The sequence below is a fragment of the Streptomyces sp. NPDC050856 genome (genome assembly GCF_040653855.1).
Classification (GTDB): domain Bacteria; phylum Actinomycetota; class Actinomycetes; order Streptomycetales; family Streptomycetaceae; genus Streptomyces.
On record NZ_JBFAGV010000006.1, the window covers coordinates 92,880 to 114,885 of the forward strand.

19 protein-coding genes are annotated in these 22,006 nt (G+C 72.4%); 14 read left to right on the top strand and 5 right to left on the bottom strand.

The genetic code is table 11. The features are described 5' to 3' along the window. Nucleotides 1–186: 186 nt before the first annotated feature. Both AB0H53_RS07965 and AB0H53_RS07970 read right to left on the bottom strand, forming a co-directional pair. On the bottom strand, nt 187–1,347 hold the full coding sequence (locus AB0H53_RS07965) for a PQQ-dependent sugar dehydrogenase (protein WP_362108714.1): 1,161 nt from the start codon (nt 1,345–1,347) through the stop codon (nt 187–189). A 193-nt stretch (nt 1,348–1,540) separates the two neighbouring features. Beyond that, the gene (locus AB0H53_RS07970; protein WP_362108716.1) at nt 1,541–2,560 is read right to left on the bottom strand and encodes an aldo/keto reductase; all 1,020 of its coding nucleotides are present in this window, start codon (nt 2,558–2,560) and stop codon (nt 1,541–1,543) included. A gap of 74 nt (nt 2,561–2,634) precedes the next feature. Between AB0H53_RS07970 and AB0H53_RS07975 the strand changes: the two genes are divergently transcribed. The 6 genes from AB0H53_RS07975 (at nt 2,635) to serA (ending at nt 12,376) form a co-directional block, all read left to right on the top strand. Beyond that, nucleotides 2,635–3,585: a 2-hydroxyacid dehydrogenase gene (locus AB0H53_RS07975; protein WP_362108718.1), complete on the top strand. Its 951-nt coding sequence runs from the start codon at nt 2,635–2,637 to the stop codon at nt 3,583–3,585. A 310-nt stretch (nt 3,586–3,895) separates the two neighbouring features. Then, entirely contained in the window at nt 3,896–6,796 is a 2,901-nt protein-coding gene (locus tag AB0H53_RS07980) for an EAL domain-containing protein (protein WP_362108720.1), read from the top strand. A gap of 219 nt (nt 6,797–7,015) precedes the next feature. Next, complete coding sequence (locus tag AB0H53_RS07985; RefSeq protein WP_362108722.1) at nt 7,016–8,869, top strand: acetolactate synthase large subunit; 1,854 nt, start codon at nt 7,016–7,018, stop codon at nt 8,867–8,869. Between the two features lie 35 nt (nt 8,870–8,904). Further along, nucleotides 8,905–9,429 (top strand): acetolactate synthase small subunit, encoded by a 525-nt coding sequence (gene ilvN / locus AB0H53_RS07990; RefSeq protein WP_362108724.1) that lies wholly within the window; start codon nt 8,905–8,907, stop codon nt 9,427–9,429. A gap of 115 nt (nt 9,430–9,544) precedes the next feature. Continuing rightward, nucleotides 9,545–10,546 carry a ketol-acid reductoisomerase gene (gene ilvC, locus AB0H53_RS07995; protein WP_362108726.1) on the top strand — a complete coding sequence of 334 codons (1,002 nt, stop codon included), beginning with the start codon at nt 9,545–9,547 and terminating at the stop codon, nt 10,544–10,546. Nucleotides 10,547–10,783: 237 nt separating this feature from the next. Continuing rightward, on the top strand, nt 10,784–12,376 hold the full coding sequence (gene serA, locus AB0H53_RS08000; RefSeq protein WP_362108728.1) for a phosphoglycerate dehydrogenase: 1,593 nt from the start codon (nt 10,784–10,786) through the stop codon (nt 12,374–12,376). 121 nt (nt 12,377–12,497) lie between these two features. Here serA and AB0H53_RS08005 read toward each other — a convergent pair whose 3' ends face one another. After that, a complete protein-coding gene (locus AB0H53_RS08005; protein WP_362108730.1) occupies nt 12,498–13,793 on the bottom strand; it encodes a helix-turn-helix domain-containing protein in 1,296 nt (431 codons plus the stop codon). A 182-nt stretch (nt 13,794–13,975) separates the two neighbouring features. Between AB0H53_RS08005 and AB0H53_RS08010 the strand changes: the two genes are divergently transcribed. From AB0H53_RS08010 to AB0H53_RS08020, 3 genes are all read left to right on the top strand, one after another. Further along, complete coding sequence (locus AB0H53_RS08010; protein ID WP_362108732.1) at nt 13,976–14,932, top strand: proline dehydrogenase family protein; 957 nt, start codon at nt 13,976–13,978, stop codon at nt 14,930–14,932. A 16-nt stretch (nt 14,933–14,948) separates the two neighbouring features. Beyond that, complete coding sequence (pruA, locus tag AB0H53_RS08015; RefSeq protein ID WP_362108734.1) at nt 14,949–16,580, top strand: L-glutamate gamma-semialdehyde dehydrogenase; 1,632 nt, start codon at nt 14,949–14,951, stop codon at nt 16,578–16,580. 110 nt (nt 16,581–16,690) lie between these two features. Next, nucleotides 16,691–17,200 carry an ATP-binding protein gene (locus AB0H53_RS08020; protein ID WP_362108736.1) on the top strand — a complete coding sequence of 170 codons (510 nt, stop codon included), beginning with the start codon at nt 16,691–16,693 and terminating at the stop codon, nt 17,198–17,200. Nucleotides 17,201–17,214: 14 nt separating this feature from the next. Here AB0H53_RS08020 and AB0H53_RS08025 read toward each other — a convergent pair whose 3' ends face one another. Beyond that, on the bottom strand, nt 17,215–18,384 hold the full coding sequence (locus tag AB0H53_RS08025; RefSeq protein WP_362108738.1) for a PP2C family protein-serine/threonine phosphatase: 1,170 nt from the start codon (nt 18,382–18,384) through the stop codon (nt 17,215–17,217). Between the two features lie 123 nt (nt 18,385–18,507). Between AB0H53_RS08025 and AB0H53_RS08030 the strand changes: the two genes are divergently transcribed. Both AB0H53_RS08030 and AB0H53_RS08035 read left to right on the top strand, forming a co-directional pair. Next, on the top strand, nt 18,508–18,990 hold the full coding sequence (locus AB0H53_RS08030; RefSeq protein ID WP_362108740.1) for a MarR family transcriptional regulator: 483 nt from the start codon (nt 18,508–18,510) through the stop codon (nt 18,988–18,990). 125 nt (nt 18,991–19,115) lie between these two features. Then, nucleotides 19,116–19,505, top strand: a complete 390-nt coding sequence (locus AB0H53_RS08035; RefSeq protein WP_362108742.1) for an STAS domain-containing protein — start codon at nt 19,116–19,118, stop codon at nt 19,503–19,505. 19 nt (nt 19,506–19,524) lie between these two features. Here the strand turns inward: AB0H53_RS08035 and AB0H53_RS08040 are convergent, their stop codons facing one another. Continuing rightward, complete coding sequence (locus tag AB0H53_RS08040) at nt 19,525–20,328, bottom strand: DUF1206 domain-containing protein (protein ID WP_362108744.1); 804 nt, start codon at nt 20,326–20,328, stop codon at nt 19,525–19,527. 113 nt (nt 20,329–20,441) lie between these two features. On the opposite strand from AB0H53_RS08040, the gene AB0H53_RS08045 reads away from it, so the two are divergent. The 3 genes from AB0H53_RS08045 (at nt 20,442) to AB0H53_RS08055 (ending at nt 21,953) form a co-directional block, all read left to right on the top strand. Next, nucleotides 20,442–20,795 carry a hypothetical protein gene (locus AB0H53_RS08045; RefSeq protein ID WP_362108746.1) on the top strand — a complete coding sequence of 118 codons (354 nt, stop codon included), beginning with the start codon at nt 20,442–20,444 and terminating at the stop codon, nt 20,793–20,795. Between the two features lie 250 nt (nt 20,796–21,045). Further along, nucleotides 21,046–21,591: a GNAT family N-acetyltransferase gene (locus AB0H53_RS08050; protein ID WP_362108748.1), complete on the top strand. Its 546-nt coding sequence runs from the start codon at nt 21,046–21,048 to the stop codon at nt 21,589–21,591. A gap of 230 nt (nt 21,592–21,821) precedes the next feature. Beyond that, entirely contained in the window at nt 21,822–21,953 is a 132-nt protein-coding gene (locus AB0H53_RS08055) for a hypothetical protein (RefSeq protein WP_362108750.1), read from the top strand. Nucleotides 21,954–22,006: the final 53 nt, after the last annotated feature.

A 22,006-nucleotide genomic window follows, 5' to 3' on the forward strand; every position in this document is an offset into this window, starting at 1 on the left:
TACGGGGCCGGCCGGGACGGAGGACCGGGCGAAGGCCCCTTCACGCCGGCGTACGCCACGCCACGGAGCTCTGGCCCGCGTCCGCTCCCGGATGGCGCGAACAGCCCCCCGAGGACACGCGGGGCCGGCCCCGGGGGGTCCCTGCGGGCGGCCCGACGAGCGCTCCCGGGGGCCGCTGCCGTCCGCTCACGTCACCTCCAGCCGGAGGATCCGGTCGTCGCCCTGCTCGGGCGTGCCCCGGGTGTCCGTCTCGCTCGTGACCAGCCAGAGCTTGTTACCGCCCGCCGCCAGGACCGTGCGCAGCCGGCCGTACTTGCCCGTCAGGAAGGGCTGGGGCTCCGCCGAGGCCTTCGTCCCGGCCAGCGGCACGCGCCACAGCCGCTCGCCGCGCAGACCCGCGATCCACACCGACCCCTGTGCCCAGGCGATGCCGCTCGGGGAGGCGTCGGCGGTCGGCCACTGGGCCACCGGGTCGGCGTAACCGGCCCTGCCGCCCCGGCCCTCGACCTCGGGCCAGCCGTGGTTCCGACCGGGTTCGATCAGGTTCAGCTCGTCCCACGTGTTCTGCCCGAACTCGGCCGCCCACAGCCGCTTGCCGGAGTCCCAGGCCAGACCCTGCACATTGCGGTGCCCGTAGGAGTAGACGACCGAGTCCGCTGAGGGGTTGCCGTGGACCGGCCGCCCGTCGGGGGTCATCCGCAGGATCTTCCCGCCCAGCGATCCCTTGTCCTGCGCCAGGCCGGTGTCCCCGGTCTCGCCCGTGCCCGCGTACAGCATCCTGTCCGGGCCGAAGGCGATGCGCCCGCCGTTGTGGACGCTGCCCTTCGGGATGCCGCGCAGGATGGTGTCCGGCGCGCCCAGCTGCTGCCCGGCCGGCCGTTTCTCGTCGTAGAGCATGCGGGCGACGCGGTTGTCGGACTCGGTGGTGAAGTAGGCGTACACCAGGTGGTCGGAGGCGTACGACGGGGAGACCGCCAGCCCCAGCAGGCCGCCCTCGCCCGCCGGAGCCACCCCCGGAACCGAGCCGATCACGGTCTGCTTGCCGCTCTCGCCGTCGACGCGGGTGATCGTCCCCTCGTCGCGCGAGGAGACCAGCAGGTCGCCGTCGGGCAGCGCGGCCAGGCCCCAGGGGGACTTCAGGTTGCCGGTGAGCGTCGACACCACCCGGACCGTGCCCTTGGCGGGAGGCGCGGTGGGCGACGGCGCGGTGGCGGAGGCCCCGGTGGACGACGGGGGGCGCGCGGTGCTCTCGCCGCCCGCCGGCTCACCGCCCGCGCCCGGCGAGCACCCGGCCCCCAGCAGCAGCGCGGCGGCGGCCAACACGGCCGTGACAGCAGGACGTTGCACGATTCTGATCCCTTCGACGGCGGCGGTGTGGGCTCCCCGCACCCTCTTGATACACCGCGTGCGCCGGTCACGTTCCGCTGCCGCACGGAACCACGGGAGACGGACCCGGGATCCGCCGGGCTCCTCCAGCGCCGCCGCCGGCCGGCCGCGGCTCCGCGCGCCCGGCCGGTGTGGCCGGATCCGCCCCCCCGGGTCAGTCCCAGGACCCCCGCGCCGGGGGCAGCGCCGCGATCTCCGCCAGGTCGCGCCCCGTCAGCGTCAGCCCGGCCGCCCGGGCGTTCTCCACCGCCCACCGCTCGTGCTTCGTCCCCGGCACCGGCACCACGTGCCGCCCCCGCCCCAGGACCCACGCCAGTGCCACCTGCGCCGGCGTGACGCCCGCCGCCGCGCCGCCGTGACGCTCGGCGACCCGGCGCAGGCCCACCACCACCGGCTGGTTCGCCGCCATCATCTCGGCCGTGAAGCGGGGGTGCCGCGCCCGCAGGTCCTGCGGCTCGAAACCGCTCCCGGGCGTCAGCGTCCCGGTGAGGAAACCGTTCCCCAGCGGCATCGCCGCCAGGAAGCCGACGCCCCGTGACTCGCACCAGGGCAGCAGCCGCCGCAGCGCCTCCGGCGACCACACGGACAGCTCCGCCTGCACCGCGGTCACCGGGAAGACCTGCTGCACCCGCTCCAGCTGCCGGATCGTTCCGTCGTACAGATCGCCCGGCCCGCCGGCGCCGGTCCGGCGCGCGGACCGCACCCCCATCGCGCACAGGCCGAGGGACCGGACCTTCCCCGCAGTGACCAGGTCGGCCAGCGCGCCCCAGGTCTCCTCGATGGGGACTTCCGGGTCCGCTCGGTGCAGCTGGTACAGGTCGATCACATCCGTCTGGAGCCGCCGCAGCGACGCGTCGCAGGCCCGCCGCACATAAGCCGGCCGCCCGTTGGCGACGATGTGCTGGTCGCCCACCAGCAGACCGCACTTGGTCGACACGAAGGCGTCGGCCCGGCGCTGCCTGAGCACCCGGCCCAGAAGCAGCTCATTGGTGAACGGGCCGTACATGTCGGCGGTGTCGAGCAGGGTGACCCCGGCGTCGAGCGCGGCGTGCACAGTGCGCACCGAGCGGTCGCCGCGCTGCTGGGAAGCGCTGTACGCCCAGCTCATCGGCATGCAGCCGAGGCCGACCGCACCTACGCCGAGCGCCGTCGCCCCGAGTGTCCTGCGCTCCAACTGCCGTACCCCTCCTTGTGCCGCACCCCAAACTAGCCAATGGCCACCGGCGTCCTTCGCATAGCCTCCTGACCATGACTGCTGATGTGTGGCTCCCCATTCCGGCCGACGAGATCGAGGGCCTTCCCGCCCCCCAGGACAGCGGGCTGCGCTACCGCTTCTGGGACGGCGGCCAGGACTTCCCGGCCGACCCGGCCGACTGCGTCTTCTACGTCGTCCCGTACATGAAGGGTTCCGAGATCGCGGTACGGCCGCTACCCGCCATGACCTCCGTGCGTGTGGTGCAGACCCTCTCGGCCGGCATAGACCATGTGACGCCGGGACTCGGCGCGCTGCCGCCCGGTGTGACGCTCTGCAACGCCAAGGGCGTCCACGAGGCCAGTACCGCCGAGCTGACCCTCACCCTGATCCTGGCCTCGCTGCGGGGCGTCCCCGGCTTCGTGCGCGGCCAGGACGCCGAGGAGTGGCGGGACGGCTTCTACCCGTCGCTCGCCGACAAGTCCGTCCTGATCGTCGGGTACGGATCGATCGGCAGCGCCATCGAGGACCGGCTCGTTCCCTTCGAGTGCGCGCGGGTGGTGCGCGTCGCGCGCTCCGCCCGCACCACGGCGCGCGGTCCCGTGCACGCGCTCTCCGCTCTGCCCCGGCTGCTGCCGGAGGCGGACGTGGTGGTCCTGTCCACTCCGCTGACCCCGGACACCCACCACCTCGCCGACGCGGAGTTCCTGGCGCGCATGCGGGACGGGGCCCTGCTGGTGAATGTGGCGCGCGGCCCGGTCGTGGACACGAAAGCCCTGCTCAACGAGGTGGAGAGCGGGCGAATCCGGGCCGCTGTCGACGTCACCGACCCCGAGCCGCTGCCCGCGGGCCACCCGCTGTGGCACGCCCCGGGGGTGCTCATCAGCCCCCATGTCGGCGGCTCCACTTCGGCCTTCCTGCCGCGCGCGAAGCGGCTGTTGGCCGGACAACTCACCCGGTTCGCCGGGCATGAGGAGCCGCACAACGTGGTACTCAGGACCGAGTAGACCACGCTACGGATAGGTATGGCAGCACAGAGTACCCGGAATCTCCTTGATCGTCACGCTCAGTAGATCACCCCTGTCGCTGAGTGACGACCCTGGTGTATCGTCCCGAATCCGGGGGGACGCGTCGAAGCACGGGACGACGCGGGGGAACGACGTGACTGCCGATCTGAATCCGAGGGGGGCGACGGGCGATGCACGGTCGATGGATGAGCGAGCCGCAGCGGTGGGGCGTTCGACTGCGATCCTCTGGCGGGGCGCGGCGCACGGCGCGGCTGTCCACCCGCCCCACCACGCCGACGGGAGCGGTCCGGTGAGCGCCCCGGGGGCCCTCATCGAGCGGCCGGCGGTGTCCGGCGGCGGCACGGGCGGCGAGCCGAGCCGCGGAGAGCGCCGCGGCGGCGGCGACGGCGGGCAGGGCGGCGGTGTCGGCAACAGCCTGCTCTGCCAGCTGGTCCTCGCCGCCGTCTGCGCATGCTATGCCATCGGGGCCGCGTTCGGTTGGGGCTCCGAGCAAATGGCGCAGATCATGGGCGACTTCGGCCTCAGCCTCGCCGCCCTGATCGCCGCGGTGTCGTGCTTCCTGTACGGCCGCAGGCGCGGCACCCGGTTCCGCCCCGCCTGGCTGCTGTTCGCCCTGTCCTCCGCGATGGCCGCGGCCGGCAACGGCGTCTGGGGATGGTACGAGGTGGTGCTGGAGCGCGAGATGCCCAGCCCGTCCCTCGCCGACCTGTTCTTCCTGCTCTTCGCGCCTCCGGCCATCGTGGGACTGCTCGTCCTCGCCAAGCGGCCGGTCACCCGGGCCGGCTGGTTCTGCCTGGCGCTGGACTCCTGGCTCATCGGCGGCTCCCTGCTCACCCTGTCGTGGAGCCTCGCCCTCACGCACACCGCCCACTTCAACGGCGAGAGCGTCGCCCGCACCGCGCTGCTGCTGGCCTATCCGCTGCTGGACATCGTGCTGGTGAGCATGGTGCTCGCCCTGCACTTCCGGCGCTCCCAGCTCAACCGCTCGGCGGTCCACACGGCCATCGCCGCGCTCGCCCTGACCGTCCTGTGCGACGCGCTGTTCGCCTCCCCGCCGCTGCGGGAGAACTACAGCTCCGGCCAGCTCCTGGACGCCGGCTGGTTCGCCGGCTCGCTGCTCCTGGCCTACGCCCCCTGGGGCGCCGGCCGGGTCCGCGAGAGCGCTCTGCCGCCCCGCGGCACGCGCCACCCCAGCCGGCCCATCGCCGGATCGCTCGCCGCGCTGACGCCGTACCTGGCCGCCGCGGTGTGCACCCTGGGCATCCTGTACAACGTCACCGAGGGCCGCAGGGTGGACCGGGTGGTGGTCTTCACCGGCTGCACCGTCGTGCTGGCCCTGGTGGTGCGGCAGGGCATCATGCTCGTGGACAACATCGCCCTCACCCATGAACTGGCCCAAAAGGAGAACCACTTCAGGTCCCTGGTGCAGGGCTCCAGCGACGTCATCATGATCGCCGCGCCCAACGGCGTCCTGCGCTACGTCAGCCCGGCCGCCTCCGGGGTGTACGGGCGGGACGCCGACGAGCTGATCGGCTCCGAACTGGCCTCGCTCATCCACCCCGACGACCTCGGCTGCGTGGTCCACGAACTGCGGCGGTTCCTGGCCGCCTCCCCGGCGAACGAGCCCACCACGCGTATCGAGTGCCGCTTCAAGTCGGGCACCGGCGACTGGCTCAACGTCGAGTCCACCGTCAACCGCCACCAGGGCGGCCTGATCTTCAACAGCCGGGACGTCACCGAGCGCGTCCGCCTCCAGGCCCAGCTCCAGCACAACGCCGAGCACGACCCGCTGACCGACCTGCCCAACCGCGCGCTGTTCACCAAGCGGGTCCGCCAGGCGCTCAGCGGCCGGCGGGCCGGCGACGCGGGCACCGCCGTGCTCTTCATCGACCTCGACGGCTTCAAGGGCGTCAACGACCGGCTCGGCCACCAGGCCGGTGACGAACTGCTCATCCAGGCCGCCCGCCGCCTCCAGGACTCCGTACGGGCCGGGGACACCGCGGCCAGGCTCGGCGGCGACGAGTTCGCCGCGCTGATCCTCGGCGACGGCTGCCACGACCAGGCGGCGCGAGAGCTCCAGGTCCACGAGATCGCCGACCGGCTGCGCCTGATGCTCTCCGAGCCGTACCGCGTGGAGAACCAGGAGGTGCGGGTCGCCGCCTCCATCGGCGTCGCCTTCGCCGAGCCCGGCATCGGCGCCGGGGACCTGCTGCGCAACGCCGACCTGGCCATGTACCGGGCCAAGGCGGGCGGCAAGAACCGCGTCGAGCTGTACGCCCCGCAGATGCAGGCCGAGGTGGTACGCCGGTCGGAGGTCGCGGGACGGCTGCGCACAGCCCTCCAGGACGGCGAGTTCGCGCTGCTCCACCAGCCGGTGGTCAACCTCGCGACCGGCAGGATCAGCGCCGTCGCCGCCCAGGCGCGCTGGCGCTCCACCCAGGGCATCCTGTTCACCCCGGCCGAGTTCCTGCGGGTCTCCGAGGACAGCGAGCGGATCGCCGAGCTCGGCCGCTGGACGCTGGAGGAAGCCGTCGAGCAGGCCGCCGAGCGCGGCAGGCTGGGCCACCGGGCCCCGGTCATGGTGCGCCTCCCGGCCCGCAGGCTCCTCGACCGGTCCCTGCCACTGAGCGCCATCGAAGCCCTGCTGGCCAGGCACTCCCTGCCCTCCGGCTCACTGGTCATCGAGCTGGCGGACAGCGACCCGCGGATCTCCTTCGAGGAGCTGGAGCAGCGGCTGGTGGGCCTGCGCAGACTCGGCGTACGCATCGCGCTGGACGGCTTCGGCAGCGGATACGCCGCCATCAACGCCCTGCGCCGCCTCCCGGTGGACATACTGAAACTGGACAGGGGCCTGGTCGAGGGTCTGGTGGAGTCCGCCCGACTGCACAAGATCACCAGCGGTCTGCTGCGGATCGCCTGCGATCTCGGCATGCAGTCGGTGGCCGACGGCGTCGACGTGCCCGAGCAGGTCCTGGCACTGCGCGCGATGGGATGCACCCATGCACAGGGAACGGCCTTCTCGGGGCCGCTGGACGAGTACCGGCTGCGGCGCGCCCTGGTGCGCAACGAGTTCCCGGTGCCCCGGGGGGTCGCCCTGCCGGTCCTCACCGGAGGCGTCCGGACCGGCGCCAGGTCCGGCGTCCTGCCCGCGATGCGCTCACATGGTGAGACACGCGTCCCACCCACTTGACACTGACAGCGCGCCGGGGGGAGGGTCAATGCCATGCGCACCCGAATTCTCGTACTTGGAAAGCGCGTCGGCTGAGCACGGCCCGTTCACGGCCCTGCAGACCCCCACCGGCGCGCTCCCCTCGCTTGCCTCACGGCACGAGGGGTTTTTTGTTGCACCGGCACCCGCCAAACCCGCTAAACCTTCGCAAAAACCCTCAGCTTCGAGAAGAGAATGCCGATGACCGAGCAGGCCACCGGGGCCCACCATCCGCAGCCGCGGCCCCGTAACGGCGGACAGTCCACCGCCACCGTTGAGCACGTCACGGGTGCGCAGTCCCTCATCCGCTCTCTCGAGGAAGTGGGCGCCGACACGGTCTTCGGCATCCCCGGCGGCGCCATCCTCCCGGCCTACGACCCGATGATGGACTCCACCCGGGTCCGCCACATCCTGGTCCGGCACGAGCAGGGCGCCGGCCACGCGGCCACCGGTTACGCGCAGGCCACCGGCAAGGTGGGCGTGTGCATGGCCACCTCGGGCCCCGGGGCCACCAACCTGGTCACCCCGATCGCCGACGCCCACATGGACTCCGTCCCGCTGGTCGCGATCACCGGTCAGGTCTCCAGCAAGTCGATCGGCACGGACGCCTTCCAGGAGGCGGACATCTGCGGCATCACCATGCCGATCACCAAGCACAACTTCCTCGTCACCAGGGCCGAGGACATCCCGCGCACCATCGCCGAGGCGTTCCACATCGCCTCCACCGGCCGCCCGGGCCCGGTCCTGGTCGACATCGCCAAGGACGCCCTCCAGGCCCGCACCACCTTCGTCTGGCCGCCGCAGACCGACCTGCCCGGCTACCGGCCGGTCACCAAGCCGCACGCCAAGCAGATCCGCGAGGCCGCCAAGCTGATCACCCAGGCCAGGCGCCCCGTCCTGTACGTCGGCGGCGGTGTCCTCAAGGCGGGCGCGACCGCCGAGCTGAAGGTCCTGGCCGAGCTCACCCAGGCCCCGGTCACCACGACGCTGATGGCGCTGGGCGCGTTCCCCGACAGCCACCCGCTGCACGTGGGCATGCCCGGCATGCACGGCGCCGTCACCGCCGTCACCGCGCTGCAGAAGGCCGACCTGATCGTCGCCCTGGGCGCCCGCTTCGACGACCGCGTCACCGGCAAGCTGGACAGCTTCGCCCCGTTCGCCAAGATCGTCCACGCGGACATCGACCCGGCCGAGATCGGCAAGAACCGCGCCGCCGACGTGCCCATCGTCGGGGACGCCCGCGAGGTCATCGCCGACCTGGTCCAGGCCGTCCAGGCCGAGCACACCGAGGGCAACGCCGGTGACTACAGCGCCTGGTGGAAGGACCTCAACCGCTGGCGCGAGACCTACCCGCTGGGCTACGACCAGCCCGAGGACGGCAGCCTCTCGCCGCAGCAGGTCATCCAGCGCATCGGCCGGCTGGCGCCGCAGGGCACCATCTACGCGGCGGGCGTCGGCCAGCACCAGATGTGGGCGGCCCACTTCATCGACTACGAGCAGCCCGCCACCTGGCTCAACTCCGGCGGCGCCGGCACCATGGGCTACGCCGTCCCGGCCGCCATGGGCGCCAAGGCGGGCATGCCGGACCGCACCGTCTGGGCCATCGACGGCGACGGCTGCTTCCAGATGACCAACCAGGAGCTGGTCACCTGCGCCCTCAACAACATCCCCATCAAGGTCGCCATCATCAACAACGGCGCCCTGGGCATGGTCCGGCAGTGGCAGACCCTCTTCTACAACCAGCGCTACTCCAACACCGTGCTGCACTCGGGTCCGGACGCCGCCGGCAAGCAGCCGGGCGCGGGCACCAGGGTCCCGGACTTCGTGAAACTGTCCGAGGCCATGGGCTGTGTCGCGATGCGCTGTGAGCGGCCGGAGGACCTGGACAAGGTCATCGCCGAGGCGAACGCCATCAACGACCGCCCCGTGGTCATCGACTTCATCGTGCACGAGGACGCCATGGTGTGGCCGATGGTCGCCGCCGGCACCTCCAACGACGAGGTCATGGCCGCGCGCGGGGTCCGCCCCGACTTCGGCGACAGCGAAGACGACTGAGACCGCAGAGAGCCGTAGGAAGAGGAACGACGCACATGTCCAAGCACACGCTCTCCGTCCTGGTGGAGAACACCCCCGGCATCCTGGCCCGGATCGCCGCCCTGTTCTCCCGCCGCGGTTTCAACATCGACTCACTGGCCGTCGGTGTCACCGAGCACCCCGACATCTCCCGCATCACCATCGTGGTCAATGTCGAGGACCTGCCGCTGGAGCAGGTGACCAAGCAGCTCAACAAGCTGGTCAACGTCCTGAAGATCGTCGAACTCGAGCCCAGCGCCGCCATCCAGCGCGAGCTCGTCCTGGTGAAGGTCCGCGCCGACAACGAGACCCGCTCCCAGATCGTCGAGATCGTCCAGCTTTTCCGCGCCAAGACCGTGGACGTCTCGCCCGAGGCGGTCACCATCGAGGCCACCGGTTCGAGCGACAAGCTCAACGCGATGCTCAAGATGCTGGAGCAGTTCGGCGTCAAGGAGCTCGTCCAGTCCGGCACGATCGCCATAGGGCGTGGCTCCCGGTCCATCACGGACCGCAGCCTGCGCGCCCTGGACCGGTCGGCGTAAGGCGCGCCCGCCCCGCGCGGCGCCCACGCGTTCTCGCGGAGCGAGACCCCTCAGCTTCCTCACCCCTGCCCACCGTACGGTGGGAGCAACATCAGCACACCAAGGAGAAGACCCAGTGGCCGAGCTGTTCTACGACGACGATGCCGACTTGTCCATCATCCAGGGCCGCAAGGTCGCGGTGATCGGTTACGGCAGCCAGGGCCACGCCCACGCGCTGTCGCTCCGTGACTCGGGTGTCGATGTCCGCGTCGGTCTGCACGAGGGCTCCAAGTCCAAGGCGAAGGCCGAGGAGCAGGGCCTGCGCGTCCTCACGCCGGCGGAGGCCGCCGCCGAGGCCGACGTGATCATGATCCTGATCCCGGACCCGATCCAGGCCCAGGTGTACGAGGAGTCCGTCAAGGACAACCTCAAGGACGGCGACGCGCTGTTCTTCGCCCACGGCTTCAACATCCGCTTCGGCTTCATCAAGCCCCCGGCCGGCGTCGACGTCGCCCTGGTCGCCCCCAAGGGCCCGGGCCACCTGGTCCGCCGCCAGTACGAGGAGGGCCGCGGCGTTCCGGCGATCGCCGCCGTCGAGCAGGACGCCAGCGGCAACGCCTTCGCGCTGGCCCTCTCGTACGCCAAGGCCATCGGCGGCACCCGGGCGGGTGTCATCAGGACGACCTTCACCGAGGAGACCGAGACCGACCTGTTCGGTGAGCAGGCCGTGCTGTGCGGCGGCGCGTCGGCCCTGGTCAAGGCGGGCTTCGAGACCCTGGTCGAGGCGGGTTACCAGCCGGAGATCGCGTACTTCGAGTGCCTCCACGAGCTGAAGCTGATCGTGGACCTGATGTACGAGGGCGGCCTGGAGAAGATGCGCTGGTCGGTCTCCGAGACCGCCGAGTGGGGCGACTACATCACCGGCCCGCGGGTGATCACCGACCAGACCAAGGCCGAGATGAAGAAGGTCCTCACCGAGATCCAGGACGGCACGTTCGCCAAGAACTGGATGGACGAGTACCACGGCGGCCTGAAGAAGTACAACGAGTACAAGACGCAGGACTCCGAGCACCTGCTGGAGACCACCGGCAAGGAGCTGCGCAAGCTCATGAGCTGGGTGGACAACGAGGAGGCGTAGGCCTCCGGCGACGGGGCCGGGCACAGCGCCCGGCCCCGTCGCCTTCCGTTGGACAACCAGTCCAACACGGATGGGTGATCCTTCCGCCGCGGCGGAAACGACGCCACGCGCCGCCACTACACTTCTTCACACATACGCGTCAGGCCCACAGCGTCGTGCGTCTTCCACGCGGCAAGCCACCCTCCACCGCCTGCGGCCGTCGGGACGGCCGTCCGCACTGGACCTGTGAGGACTCACGTGAGCTCGAAACCTGTCGTACTCATCGCTGAAGAGCTGTCGCCCGCCACTGTCGACGCGCTCGGCCCGGACTTCGAGATCCGCCACTGCAACGGCGCGGACCGGGCGGAGCTGCTGCCGGCCATCGCCGACGTGGACGCGATCCTGGTGCGTTCCGCCACCAAGGTCGACGCCGAGGCCATCGCCGCCGCCGGCCGGCTCAGGGTCGTCGCCCGCGCCGGCGTGGGCCTGGACAACGTCGACGTCTCCGCCGCCACCAAGGCCGGCGTGATGGTCGTGAACGCGCCGACCTCCAACATCGTCACCGCCGCCGAGCTGGCCTGCGGTCTGCTGGTCGCCACGGCCCGCAACATCCCGCAGGCCAACACCGCCCTGAAGAACGGCGAGTGGAAGCGCAGCAAGTACACGGGTGTCGAGCTCAGTGAGAAGATCCTCGGCGTCGTCGGCCTCGGCCGGATCGGCGTGCTGGTCGCACAGCGCATGTCGGCCTTCGGCATGAAGATCGTCGCCTACGACCCCTACGTCCAGCCGGCCCGCGCCGCCCAGATGGGCGTCAAGCTGCTCTCGCTGGACGAGCTGCTGGAGGTCTCCGACTTCATCACCGTGCACCTGCCCAAGACGCCGGAGACCCTCGGGCTCATCGGGGACGAGGCGCTGCACAAGGTCAAGCCCACCGTGCGGATCGTCAACGCCGCGCGCGGCGGGATCGTGGACGAGGAGGCGCTGGCCTCCGCCCTCAAGGAGGGCCGGGTGGCGGGCGCGGGCCTGGACGTGTACGCCAAGGAGCCGTGCACCGACTCCCCGCTGTTCCAGTTCGACCAGGTCGTCTGCACCCCGCACCTGGGCGCCTCCACCGACGAGGCCCAGGAGAAGGCGGGCATCGCCGTCGCCCGCTCGGTGCGCCTGGCGCTCGCCGGTGAGCTGGTCCCCGACGCGGTCAACGTCCAGGGCGGCGTCATCGCCGAGGACGTCAAGCCGGGCCTGCCGCTGGCCGAGCGGCTGGGCCGGATCTTCACCGCGCTGGCCGGCGAGGTCGCGGTGCGGCTGGACGTCGAGGTGTACGGCGAGATCACCCAGCACGATGTGAAGGTGCTGGAGCTCTCCGCGCTCAAGGGCGTCTTCGAGGACGTCGTCGACGAGACGGTGAGCTACGTCAACGCGCCGCTGTTCGCGCAGGAGCGCGGCGTCGAGGTGCGGCTGACCACCAGCAGCGAGTCGCCCGACCACCGCAACGTGGTCACCGTGCGCGGCACGCTCTCGGGCGGCGAGGAGGTCGCGGTCTCCGGCACGCTGGTGGGCCCCAAGCACCTGCAGAAGCTGGTCGCGGTCGGCGAGTTCGACGTGGACCTGACGCTCGCCGACCACATGGTCGTCCTGCGGTACGAGGACCGTCCCGGTGTCGTCGGCACGGTCGGCCGGATCCTCGGCGAGGCCGGGCTCAACATCGCCGGTATGCAGGTCTCCCGCGCGGAGGAGGGCGGCCAGGCGCTCGCCGTGCTCACCGTCGACGACACGGTCCCGCCCCAGGTGCTCGCCGAGGTCGCCGAGGAGGTCGGCGCCACGTCGGCCCGCTCGGTGAACCTCACCGACTGACCCGTACGCCCCCGGCCGCCTGCCCGCGCAGGTGGCCGGGGGCCGGGCGCGTCGGAGCACCCGGCGGCACCCGGCGGTTCCCCGCGGCCCCCGGCGGCTCCGGTGCGGGTGCCGGGGTGTCTCACAGACGGGCCGCCTTGAGCGCCATGTGGAGCAGCAGCCGGTCCTCGCCGTTGTCCAGGTCCAGGCCGGTCAGCTGCTCCACGCGGGAGAGCCGGTAGTAGAGCGTCTGGCGGTGGATGCCCAGGGCGGCGGCGGTGCGGCCGGCCTGGCCCGCGTGGTCGAGGAACACCTCGGCGGTACGGGCCAGTTCGCCGTGGGCCGGGCCGAGCAGGGGGCGGACGGCCGGGTCGTGGGGCGGGGTGGCGGGCAGGGCCGTCAGGAGACGGTACGGGCCGATCGAGGACCACTGCCCGATCGGGCCCAGCCGGGGCTCGGCCAGCGAGGCGCGCGCGGTGGCCACCGCCTCCCGCCACGCGGTGCCCAGGTCGGCCAGTCCCCTGCGCGGCCCGGCGATCCCGGCGACGGGCCCCGGGGCGTGGCGGGGGCCGGTGACCGCGCCCGGCCGGCCGGGCCGCACGCCGCCCGCCGCCGGCGGCCCGGACGGTCCCGGGGAGGCCCCGGCCGCCGCGTCCCGCAGGCGCGCGGCGGCGGTCAGCGCGGGGGACGGGGTCTCGGCCGCGCGCAGCCGGATCAGCGCGGCCAGCGCGTGCGAGCCCGCGCCGAGGCCGTCGGCGCCCGTCTCCGCGTCCGCGCCACCACCGGGGCCCGTGCCCGCGCCGGTCCACGGCAATGTGCTCAGGGCCGCCGCCCCCGGGGCGGTACGGACCGAGGGGGTCTCGCCGGCCGGCCACGGGGCGACGCACACCAGGGCGTGCGGGCCGTCCGCGTCCGGGCCGAGCGCCGTGCGCAGCGCGGTCAGCGCCATGTCGTACTGCCAGCCCCGCTCGGCCGTGAGGACCGCGCGCAGCTCACGCGAGAGGTCCGCGCCCGCCCGCTCCTCGTCCGCCAGCAGCGCCCCGATCCTGGCCGCCACCTCCATCGCCGCCGTCAGCCGTTCGGGCGAGGGGCCGGGACCGGCGTCGAGCAGCCAGACGTAGCCAAGCACGATGCCCCGGTGGCGCACCGGCAGGCAGATCCGGTCGCGGTGGACACCGGCGTCCGGGGCGGCCGGGATCCGCACCGGGCCGGTCGCCCGGGCGATGCCGAACCCCTCGAACCAGGCGCGCACCGCCGGGGTGGAGCCGCGGTTCAGGATGGACCGCGTGCGCACCGGGTCCAGGGTGCTCTCGTCGAAGAGGCTGTCGCTGTCGTGGGCCCCGAAGGCGATCAGTCCGAAGTCCCGGTTCTCCAGGGTCGCGGGGGCGCCCAGCAGGGCCGAGATCTCGTCCACCAGGTCTTGGTAATCCGCCTTCACCCGGACATTCTCGCACCGGCCGGGTGGCTCTTCAGACAGGTGTCTGAGATGGAGGGCACGGATGCGTGACAGCTGTCGATGGCCGACGATCGGAGCGATCCTTAGGTTTCACGGTGGTTCTCCGTGCCGCTCCCGACGCGTCGGGTGGCGGCTTCTTCCGTCCGTGTTCCGTGGAGGTGCCCGTGCTGGGTCCCGTGATCCTCGCCGCGTCGCGCAGCGACAAGATGCGCCGTCTTGTGTCTGCCGCGCCGGGCACCAAGCAGGTCGTCGACCGGTTCATCGCCGGTGAGACGGTCGACCAGGTCGTCCCGATCGTCGAGGAGACCGTCGGCAAGGGCCTGGAGGTCACCCTGGACGTGGTGGGCGAGGACATCACCACTCCCGAGCAGGCCACCGCCGCGCGCGACGCCTACCTGGAGCTCATCGAGCGCCTGGAGGGCCTGGACCTCGGCACCAGGGCCGAGATGTCGGTCAAGCTGTCGATGTTCGGCCAGGCGCTGGACCTCGACGTGGCCGAGGGCGGCGGCCCGCGGACGGGACACGAGCTGGCGCTGGCCAACGTCCGCCCGGTCGTGGAGGCGGCGGCCCGGATCGGCACCACCGTCACCCTCGACGCCGAGGACCACACCACCCTGGACTCGATGTTCGCCATCCACGAGGAGCTGCGGAAGGACTTCCCGCAGACCGGCTGTGTGATCCAGGCGTACCTGTTCCGCACCGAGGAGGACGCCCGCCGCCTCGCCGCGAACGGCAGCCGCGTCCGGATCGTGAAGGGCGCCTACAAGGAGCCGGCCTCCGTCGCGTACCAGGACAAGGCCGAGATCGACAAGGCGTACGTCCGGATCCTGAAGATCCTGATGGAGGGTGAGGGCTACCCGATGATCGGGTCCCACGACCCGCGTCTGATCGCCGTCGCACAGGAGCTCGCCCGGCGCGCCGGGCGCAAACTGGACGAGTACGAGTTCCAGATGCTCTACGGCATCCGCAGCGACGAGCACGTGCGGCTCGCGGCCGAGGGACACCGGATGCGCGTCTACACCGCGTACGGGACCGACTGGTACGGCTACTTCATGCGCCGTCTCGCCGAGAAGCCGGCCAACCTGCTGTTCTTCGTCCGCTCGATGATCACCAAGAACTGAAGGAGTTACGGAACTCATGGACGCAGTGACCAAGGTTCCCGCGCCGGTCAACGAGCCGGTTCGCGGTTACGCCCCCGGTTCGCCGGAGCGCGCCCGTCTGGAGGCCAAGCTCAAGGAGCTGGCCGAGAACCCCATCGACCTCCCGATGACCATCGGCGGCGAGAAGCGCATGGGCGGCGGCGAGCGGTACGACGTCGTGCAGCCGCACAACCACAAGGCCGTCATCGGTACGTTCGGCGCCGCCACCCAGGCCGACGCGCAGGACGCCATCGACGCGGCCCTGGCCGCCGCCCCGGCCTGGCGCCGGATGGCCTTCGACGACCGCGCGGCGATCATCCTGCGCGCCGCCGAGCTGCTGGCCGGCCCCTGGCGCGAGACCCTGGCCGCCTCCACCATGCTCGGCCAGTCCAAGACCGCCCAGCAGGCCGAGATCGACACCCCGTGCGAGCTCGTCGACTTCTGGCGCTTCAACGTCTCCTACGCCCGCGACCTGCTCGCCGAGCAGCCGCCGGCCAACGCCCCGGGTGTGTGGAACCGCCTCGACCACCGCCCGCTGGAGGGCTTCGTCTACGCGATCACGCCCTTCAACTTCACCGCCATCGCGGGCAACCTGCCCACCGCCCCGGCCCTGATGGGCAACGTGGTGGTGTGGAAGCCGTCCCCGACGCAGACCCACGCCGCCGTGCTGCTCATGCGGCTGCTGGAGGAGGCGGGCCTGCCCAAGGGCGTCATCAACCTGGTGACCGGCGACGGCATCGCCGTCTCCGAGGTGGCCCTGAACCACCCCGAGCTGGCCGGCATCCACTTCACCGGCTCGACCAAGACCTTCCAGCACCTGTGGAAGACGGTCGGCAACAACATCGAGAAGTACCGCGGCTACCCGCGCATCGTCGGCGAGACCGGCGGCAAGGACTTCCTCGTGGCGCACCCGAGCGCCGACCGTGCCGTCCTGAAGACCGCGCTGACCCGCGGCTCCTTCGAGTACCAGGGCCAGAAGTGCTCGGCGACCTCCCGCGCGTACATCCCGGCCTCCATCTGGAACTCCGGCTTCAAGGAGGAGTTCGCGGCCGAGGTCGACGGCATCACGATGGGTGACGTCACCGACCTGACCAACTTCATGGGCGCTGTCATCGACGACCGCGCCTTCGCCAAGAACAAGGCCGCGATCGACCGGGCGGAGCAGGACCCGTCCTGCACGATCGTCGCCGGCGGCAGCTACGACGACTCGGTCGGCTACTTCGTCCGCCCGACCGTCATCGAGTGCACCGACCCGGCCAACGAGGTCTTCACCACCGAGTACTTCGGCCCGATCCTCGCGGTGCACGTCTACGAGGACGACGAGTACGACGAGATGCTGACCCAGATGGAGTCGGTGTCGGCCTACGCGCTGACCGGTTCGGTCATCGCCAACGACCGCGCCGCCGCCGCGTACACCATGGACAAGCTGCGGTACGCCGCTGGCAACTTCTACATCAACGACAAGTCGACCGGCGCCGTCGTCGGTCAGCAGCCGTTCGGCGGTGGCCGCGCCTCCGGCACCAACGACAAGGCCGGCGCGCCGCAGAACCTGATGCGCTGGACGCTGACCCGCGCCATCAAGGAGACGCTGGTCCCGCCGACGGACTACACGTACCCGCACATGGGCTGACGTCCGTCCCCGAACGCCGCCCCCACGGACCCGGGAGGTGTGTCCCGGGGAATCCCGGGTACGCGCGCCCGGAAAAAGCGAAAGTCGGTGTCGGCGGCGGGCAGGAGCACATGACCCCACAGAGCGGTACGAGCACCCGCACCCCCGAGCCCCTCGGGCCGGCCGGGCCGAGGGGCTCGGGGGTGCCCCTCGGGCCGGCCGGGCCGTTGCGCCGGTCCGCCCGCTACACGGGCGAGCCGGGCTGCATCGCCCGGGCCCGGGCGTTCGCGGACGCCTTCCTGCGGCAGCTCGCCGCCGAGTGGCTCACCGTCCTGCCCGCCCGCCGGGCCGGCGACGTGTGCCTCGTGGTCAGCGAGCTGGTGACCAACGCCGATCGGCACAGCCACGGCCCGTACGTGCTGGAACTGGAGGGCGGCGCCGACCGGCTCTCGGTGACCGTGTACGACAGCAGCCCCGCCACCCCCCGCCGCTACGGCCGGGACCCCGGCCGGGTGGGCGGGCACGGGATGGAGATCGTCCACATGCTGTGCGACCGGCTGACCGTCGAGGCCGTCCGCGGAGGCAAGCGGGTACGGGCCGAGTTCGACCTGCCGGCGCGGAGCGGCGCCGAGGAGTGCTGACGCCCGGACCGCCGTCACGCCCCGGCGGCGCCCTGCCGGCCGTGCCAGTCCAGGCAGAGCACCAGCGCGTCGTCCACGGTGTCCGCCCCCCGGTACGAGGACAGCTCCCGCAGCACCGCTCCCGGCACCGAAGCGGCCGGCAGCAGACCGGTCGCCTGGATCGCCCGCATCAGCGCCCGGGTGCCGTAGGTCTCACCCAGCGGCGACGGCGCGTCGTAGACGCCGTCACTGACCACCAGCAACCGGTCCCCGGGCCGGAGGTCCCACTCCTGCGCCCGGTAGTCCGACTCCTCGAACATGCCCAGCGGAAGCTGCGCCTCCAGCGGGATCCGCTCCACCGTCCTGTCGCGCCGCCGCCACAGCTGCGGCGAACCCGCGTCGACCGCCTGCGCCCGGCCGGTGTCGAGGTCGATGCTCAGCAGCAGGCTGGACACGTACAGCGACCCCCGGTGCTGGGCGTACACCGCCTGGTCGGCCAGCGCCGCCTGGTCGGCGATCGAGGTGCCGGCCCGCCGGGCGTTGCGCAGGGCGTTGACGGTGAGGTTGGTCAGCAGGGACGCCTCGATGCCCTCACTCATCCCGTTGCTGACGGCCAGCGTGAGCGTCGAGGCGTCCGACGTCCAGTCGAAGTTGTCGCCGTGGATCGAGTACGCGGGCTCGAGCTGCGCCCCGATCTCGAACTCCGCCTGGGCGAACGCCCGGCCCGGCAGCAATTGCCACTGCATCTCGGCGGCCAGCGTGAGCCGGGTCACCCGGCGGGCCCGCTGGTAGAGATCGGTGTCGCGTTCCGCGACCAGGATCTCGTGGCCCAGCAGCTCCGCGAGGTGGGCCAGGGCCGTGACGGCCTCGGCCGAGGAGCGCTCCAGCGGCAGCCGGACCGACAGGACGCCGAGCCGCTCCCCGCGCACGGTGACCGGCAGGTGGTGGTCCACGGCGCCGGCGTGCGGCACGGCGTTCTCACGCGGTTCCTGGCTGCCGTAGGTCCGGCCCTCGGCGCTGTCGTGCAGGGGCAGGGCGAGGGTGGCGTCGCCGGGCGTGTCGACGGGCTGGAGCACCGTCATCCCGTAGTCCACCAGGAGCAGCCGCACCGACAGGGCGCCGTAGCCCTCGGTCAACCCGTCCCGCACCACGTCGAGCAGCGCGTGCGGAGGTGCCGCGCGCAGGGATCTCTCAAGGTCGGGCATGTGTGTCACGGTCCTTCGGGCCTTCCTCGTAGGTCGGGGGTTCTCGGGCTGACAAACGGCATCGTCGAGTGACAGAGTGGATCGGTGCCCCGCCTTACCCCTACGCCACACCACCACGAGCAGGTGGCTGACGACGTGTGCGCGGTCGCGGAGCTTCTCGAGGTCCTGCTGGGGCGGGGCCAGGAGGCCGTGCCGTCGGGACCGGTGTCACCGTCCCAGCTAAGGGCCCTGCTCGTCCTCGAACGGCGCGACGGCGCGAATCTGCGTGCGCTGAGCGACGCGCTGCGGTCCCGCAGCTCCTCGGTGAGCAGGCTCTGCGACCGGCTGGAGGCGATGGGACTGGTGCGCCGGGAGCCCAGCCCGACCAGCCGTCGCGAGGTGGAGATCCGGCTGAGCCACCGCGGTCGCGCGGTCCTCCGCGAGCTGCGGGAGGCACGGGCCCGTGAGGTGGCGACGGTGCTGGGGCGCATGGAGCCGTCCGCCGTACGCGCGCTGGCCGAAGGGCTCGTCGCCTTCCGGGAGGCGGCGCTGGACGACGTCGGCGGCGGTCACGCGTCCGGTGGCCGCCCGGGGACGCACGGCCACCCGGTGGCGGACAGCGCCTAGCTTCATTTCCAGCCCACTTCCCCTGGTGACCCGTCCACGGCGCGCGCACGCGGCGCGACACGGGACAGACTGTTGCCATCGGGAGAATGTTGTCAAACGGCAACTATCGGCTCTATCGTGGGCCCGTGCACTCTCCTCACGATGCCGGTCAAGCCCTGCGGGTCACCGAGCGCGACACCGAACGAGAGGCGGCCGGCGTTCGTGTCGTCGCGGTCTCCGGAGAGGCGGACGTGGAAAGCGTCGCCCCTCTGCGCGCGCTGTTGGAGGCCGCGGGCACCACTGCCGATGTCCTGGTGCTGGACCTGTCCGGCGTCCGGTTCGCGGACTCCTCGATGGTCAACGTACTGGTGCGGGCGCACACCGACATCGAGGAACGGCTGAGAATCGCCGCGCCGTCCGCCTTCGTGCGGCGGCTGTTCGACCTGACCTGCCTGAACGACGTACTCGCCGTCCACGACTCGGTGGCCGACGCCGAGGCACACGCCCGGGCGCGCGCCCTGGCGCCGGGGGAGTGACCCCGGGCGCGGGGCGCGGCTAGACGCGGCGCCAGCGCGCCATCGCGAACGAGTGCGCCCCGTAGAGCGCCAGGCCGATCGCCACCACGGCGAGCAGCCACGGCCCTACCGGGGTGTCGGCGAACGAGCGCAGCGTGTCGTCGACGCCCTTGACCTCGCTCGGCCGGTACACCACCGCGGCCCGGACGGCGAACCCGCCCGCCGCGAGGAACACCAGCCCCCGGGCGATGCCGCCCGCCACACCCGTCACGTCCACGGCCTGCCGTACCCGCCGGGACATCTCACCGAGCTTCAAGTGCTTGCGATAGGTGCGCATCCCGGCCCGCACCGCGCTCACCACCCCGGTGACGGCTATGGCCACCCCGGCCGCGGCGACCAGCCACCGACCCGCGGGCAGCTCCATGGCCCGGGCGGTGATGTCCTGCGACTGGCGGTCGCTGCCGCCACCGCTCTCGCTCCGGTCGCCGGCGGCGAAGACCAGCACGGAGTACGCCACGAAGGCGTAGAAGACCGTCCGGCCCGCCGAGAGCAGCCGCTTGCCGGGCTTGGTGCCCCACAACGCCTCGGACAGCTGCCACAGCGCCATCCCGGCCAGTCCGATGCCCAGCGCCCACAGGAGCGCGGAGCCCAGGGGCTGCTCGGCCACCTCGGCCAGCGCGCCGCCCCGGTCGGCCTGCCTGCCACCGCCCTCGCCGAGGGCGATCCGCAGCGCGAGCACCCCGACGAGCAGGTAGATCACCCCGCGTGCGGCGAACCCCCAGCGGCCGGCGACCTCCACGGTCGCTCTGCCGGACCTGCCCCGGGCCTTTCCTCGTACGCTCATGGTGGCACCTCCGGTAGCCGGATGCCCGGGGGCGGGGGGCGGAAACGGCGCGGGCCGCCCGGCGGATGACGGTCGGTCAGTTTGCTCGACGCGTCGCCGGTAACACGCACCCCATGGCTGAGACGAAGAAGACCACGACCCAGGCAGGTACGGCGACCAAGGAGCGGGTCCAGAACACGGCGGACACCGCTCGGGAGGGCAAGGACAAGCTGTCCGTCATCGGTGGCGCGACCACCGAGAAGGCCAGGTCGGCGGCGCGGGGCGTGCAGGCGACGGTCGGTTCGGCGGCCGGCCGGGCCGTCGGCAAGGTGGGCGTCGCCTGGACCCTGGTGAAGGCCAGGAAGGCCGTGGTGGCCGGCGCGGGCGCCGGCGTCGCCACGGTGGTGGCGTCCTCGTACGCGCTGGGCCTGCGTTCCGGTCTGCGCCGGCGCGGACCGCTGTCCCGCCTCACCGGCGGCAGGCTCTGACCAGCACGGCAACCCTCACCGCCGATCCGCCGCCCGGACCAGCCGGCCCACCGGCCCCGGGCGGCGGCAGCCGTGTGCCCACGCCCCCGGCCGCGGGCCCGACGGCCGCTCCTGCCGGGGGCCGGGCCGGGGAGCCGGCCGCGGCGGGCCGTGCCGCTCCGGCCGCGTTCCGCCCGCCCGCCGGCCATTCCCGCCCGCCGGGGCCCGGGCCCGCCGCCCCCGGGCCGAGCCGCCTGGAAGAGTGGGCCGTATGACCGACTCGCTCCGCATCGCCCACACCTGTGAACTGCTGCCCGCCGAACTGGACGCCGTCCGCGCCCTGCTGGAGGCCGCCTTCGACGGGGACTTCGGTGACGAGGACTGGGACCACTGCCTCGGCGGCGTCCACGCCCGCCTCACCGACGAGCACGGGATCGCCGCGCACGGCAGCGTGATCATGCGCCGGGTGGTGCACGCGGGCCGCGCCCACCGGGTGGGTTACGTCGAGGCGGTCGCGGTACGGGCCGACCGCCGCCGGCAGGGCCTGGGCGGCCGGGTGATGGCCGCGCTGGAGGAGGTCGTCGACGCCGCGTACGCCTTCGGCGCGCTGTCCGCCTCCGACGAGGGTGCCGAACTGTACCGGTCGCGCGGCTGGCAACTGTGGAACGGCCGGGTCGAGGCGTACGGCCCGGACGGCGTCCGGCACCTGCCGGACGAGGAGGACTCCACCTATCTGCGCCCGGCTGCCGGCCGGGCGCTGCCCGCCCCGGAGGCCGGGGCGCTGCTCTTCGACTGGCGCGACGGCGACCTCCTCTGAGGGCCGCCGTCTCAGATAGTAGGAAGTCCGAGTAATCGTGGAGACAGACGCTCCGCCAGGTCTTAGCGTGGAGGGAGCCGAACGTCTCGCTCCATCCAGCGAACGGCGGATGTGAACGCGCTGCCCCCAGGCAGGCAACCCCTGCGGCAGTGCTCCCGCCCCTTCCGGCGCCTTTCCAGAGACATCACGCCCCGACGCGTGGCATCCCTGATCCCAAGGAGTCGATCACCATGGCCGCTGAGACCGTCCGCCGTGTCCGTCACACGTCCGCCCGCCCCGGCGAGGCCGACCGCAAGAACGCCGCCGCCGCCCTGCAGCGGGCCCTCGACCGCCGGGACAACGGCGGCGCGACCGGCCACTGAGCCGCCGCTCGTTCCACATCCTGGACATGTCGTGTCAGGCAGTGGGACGCGGG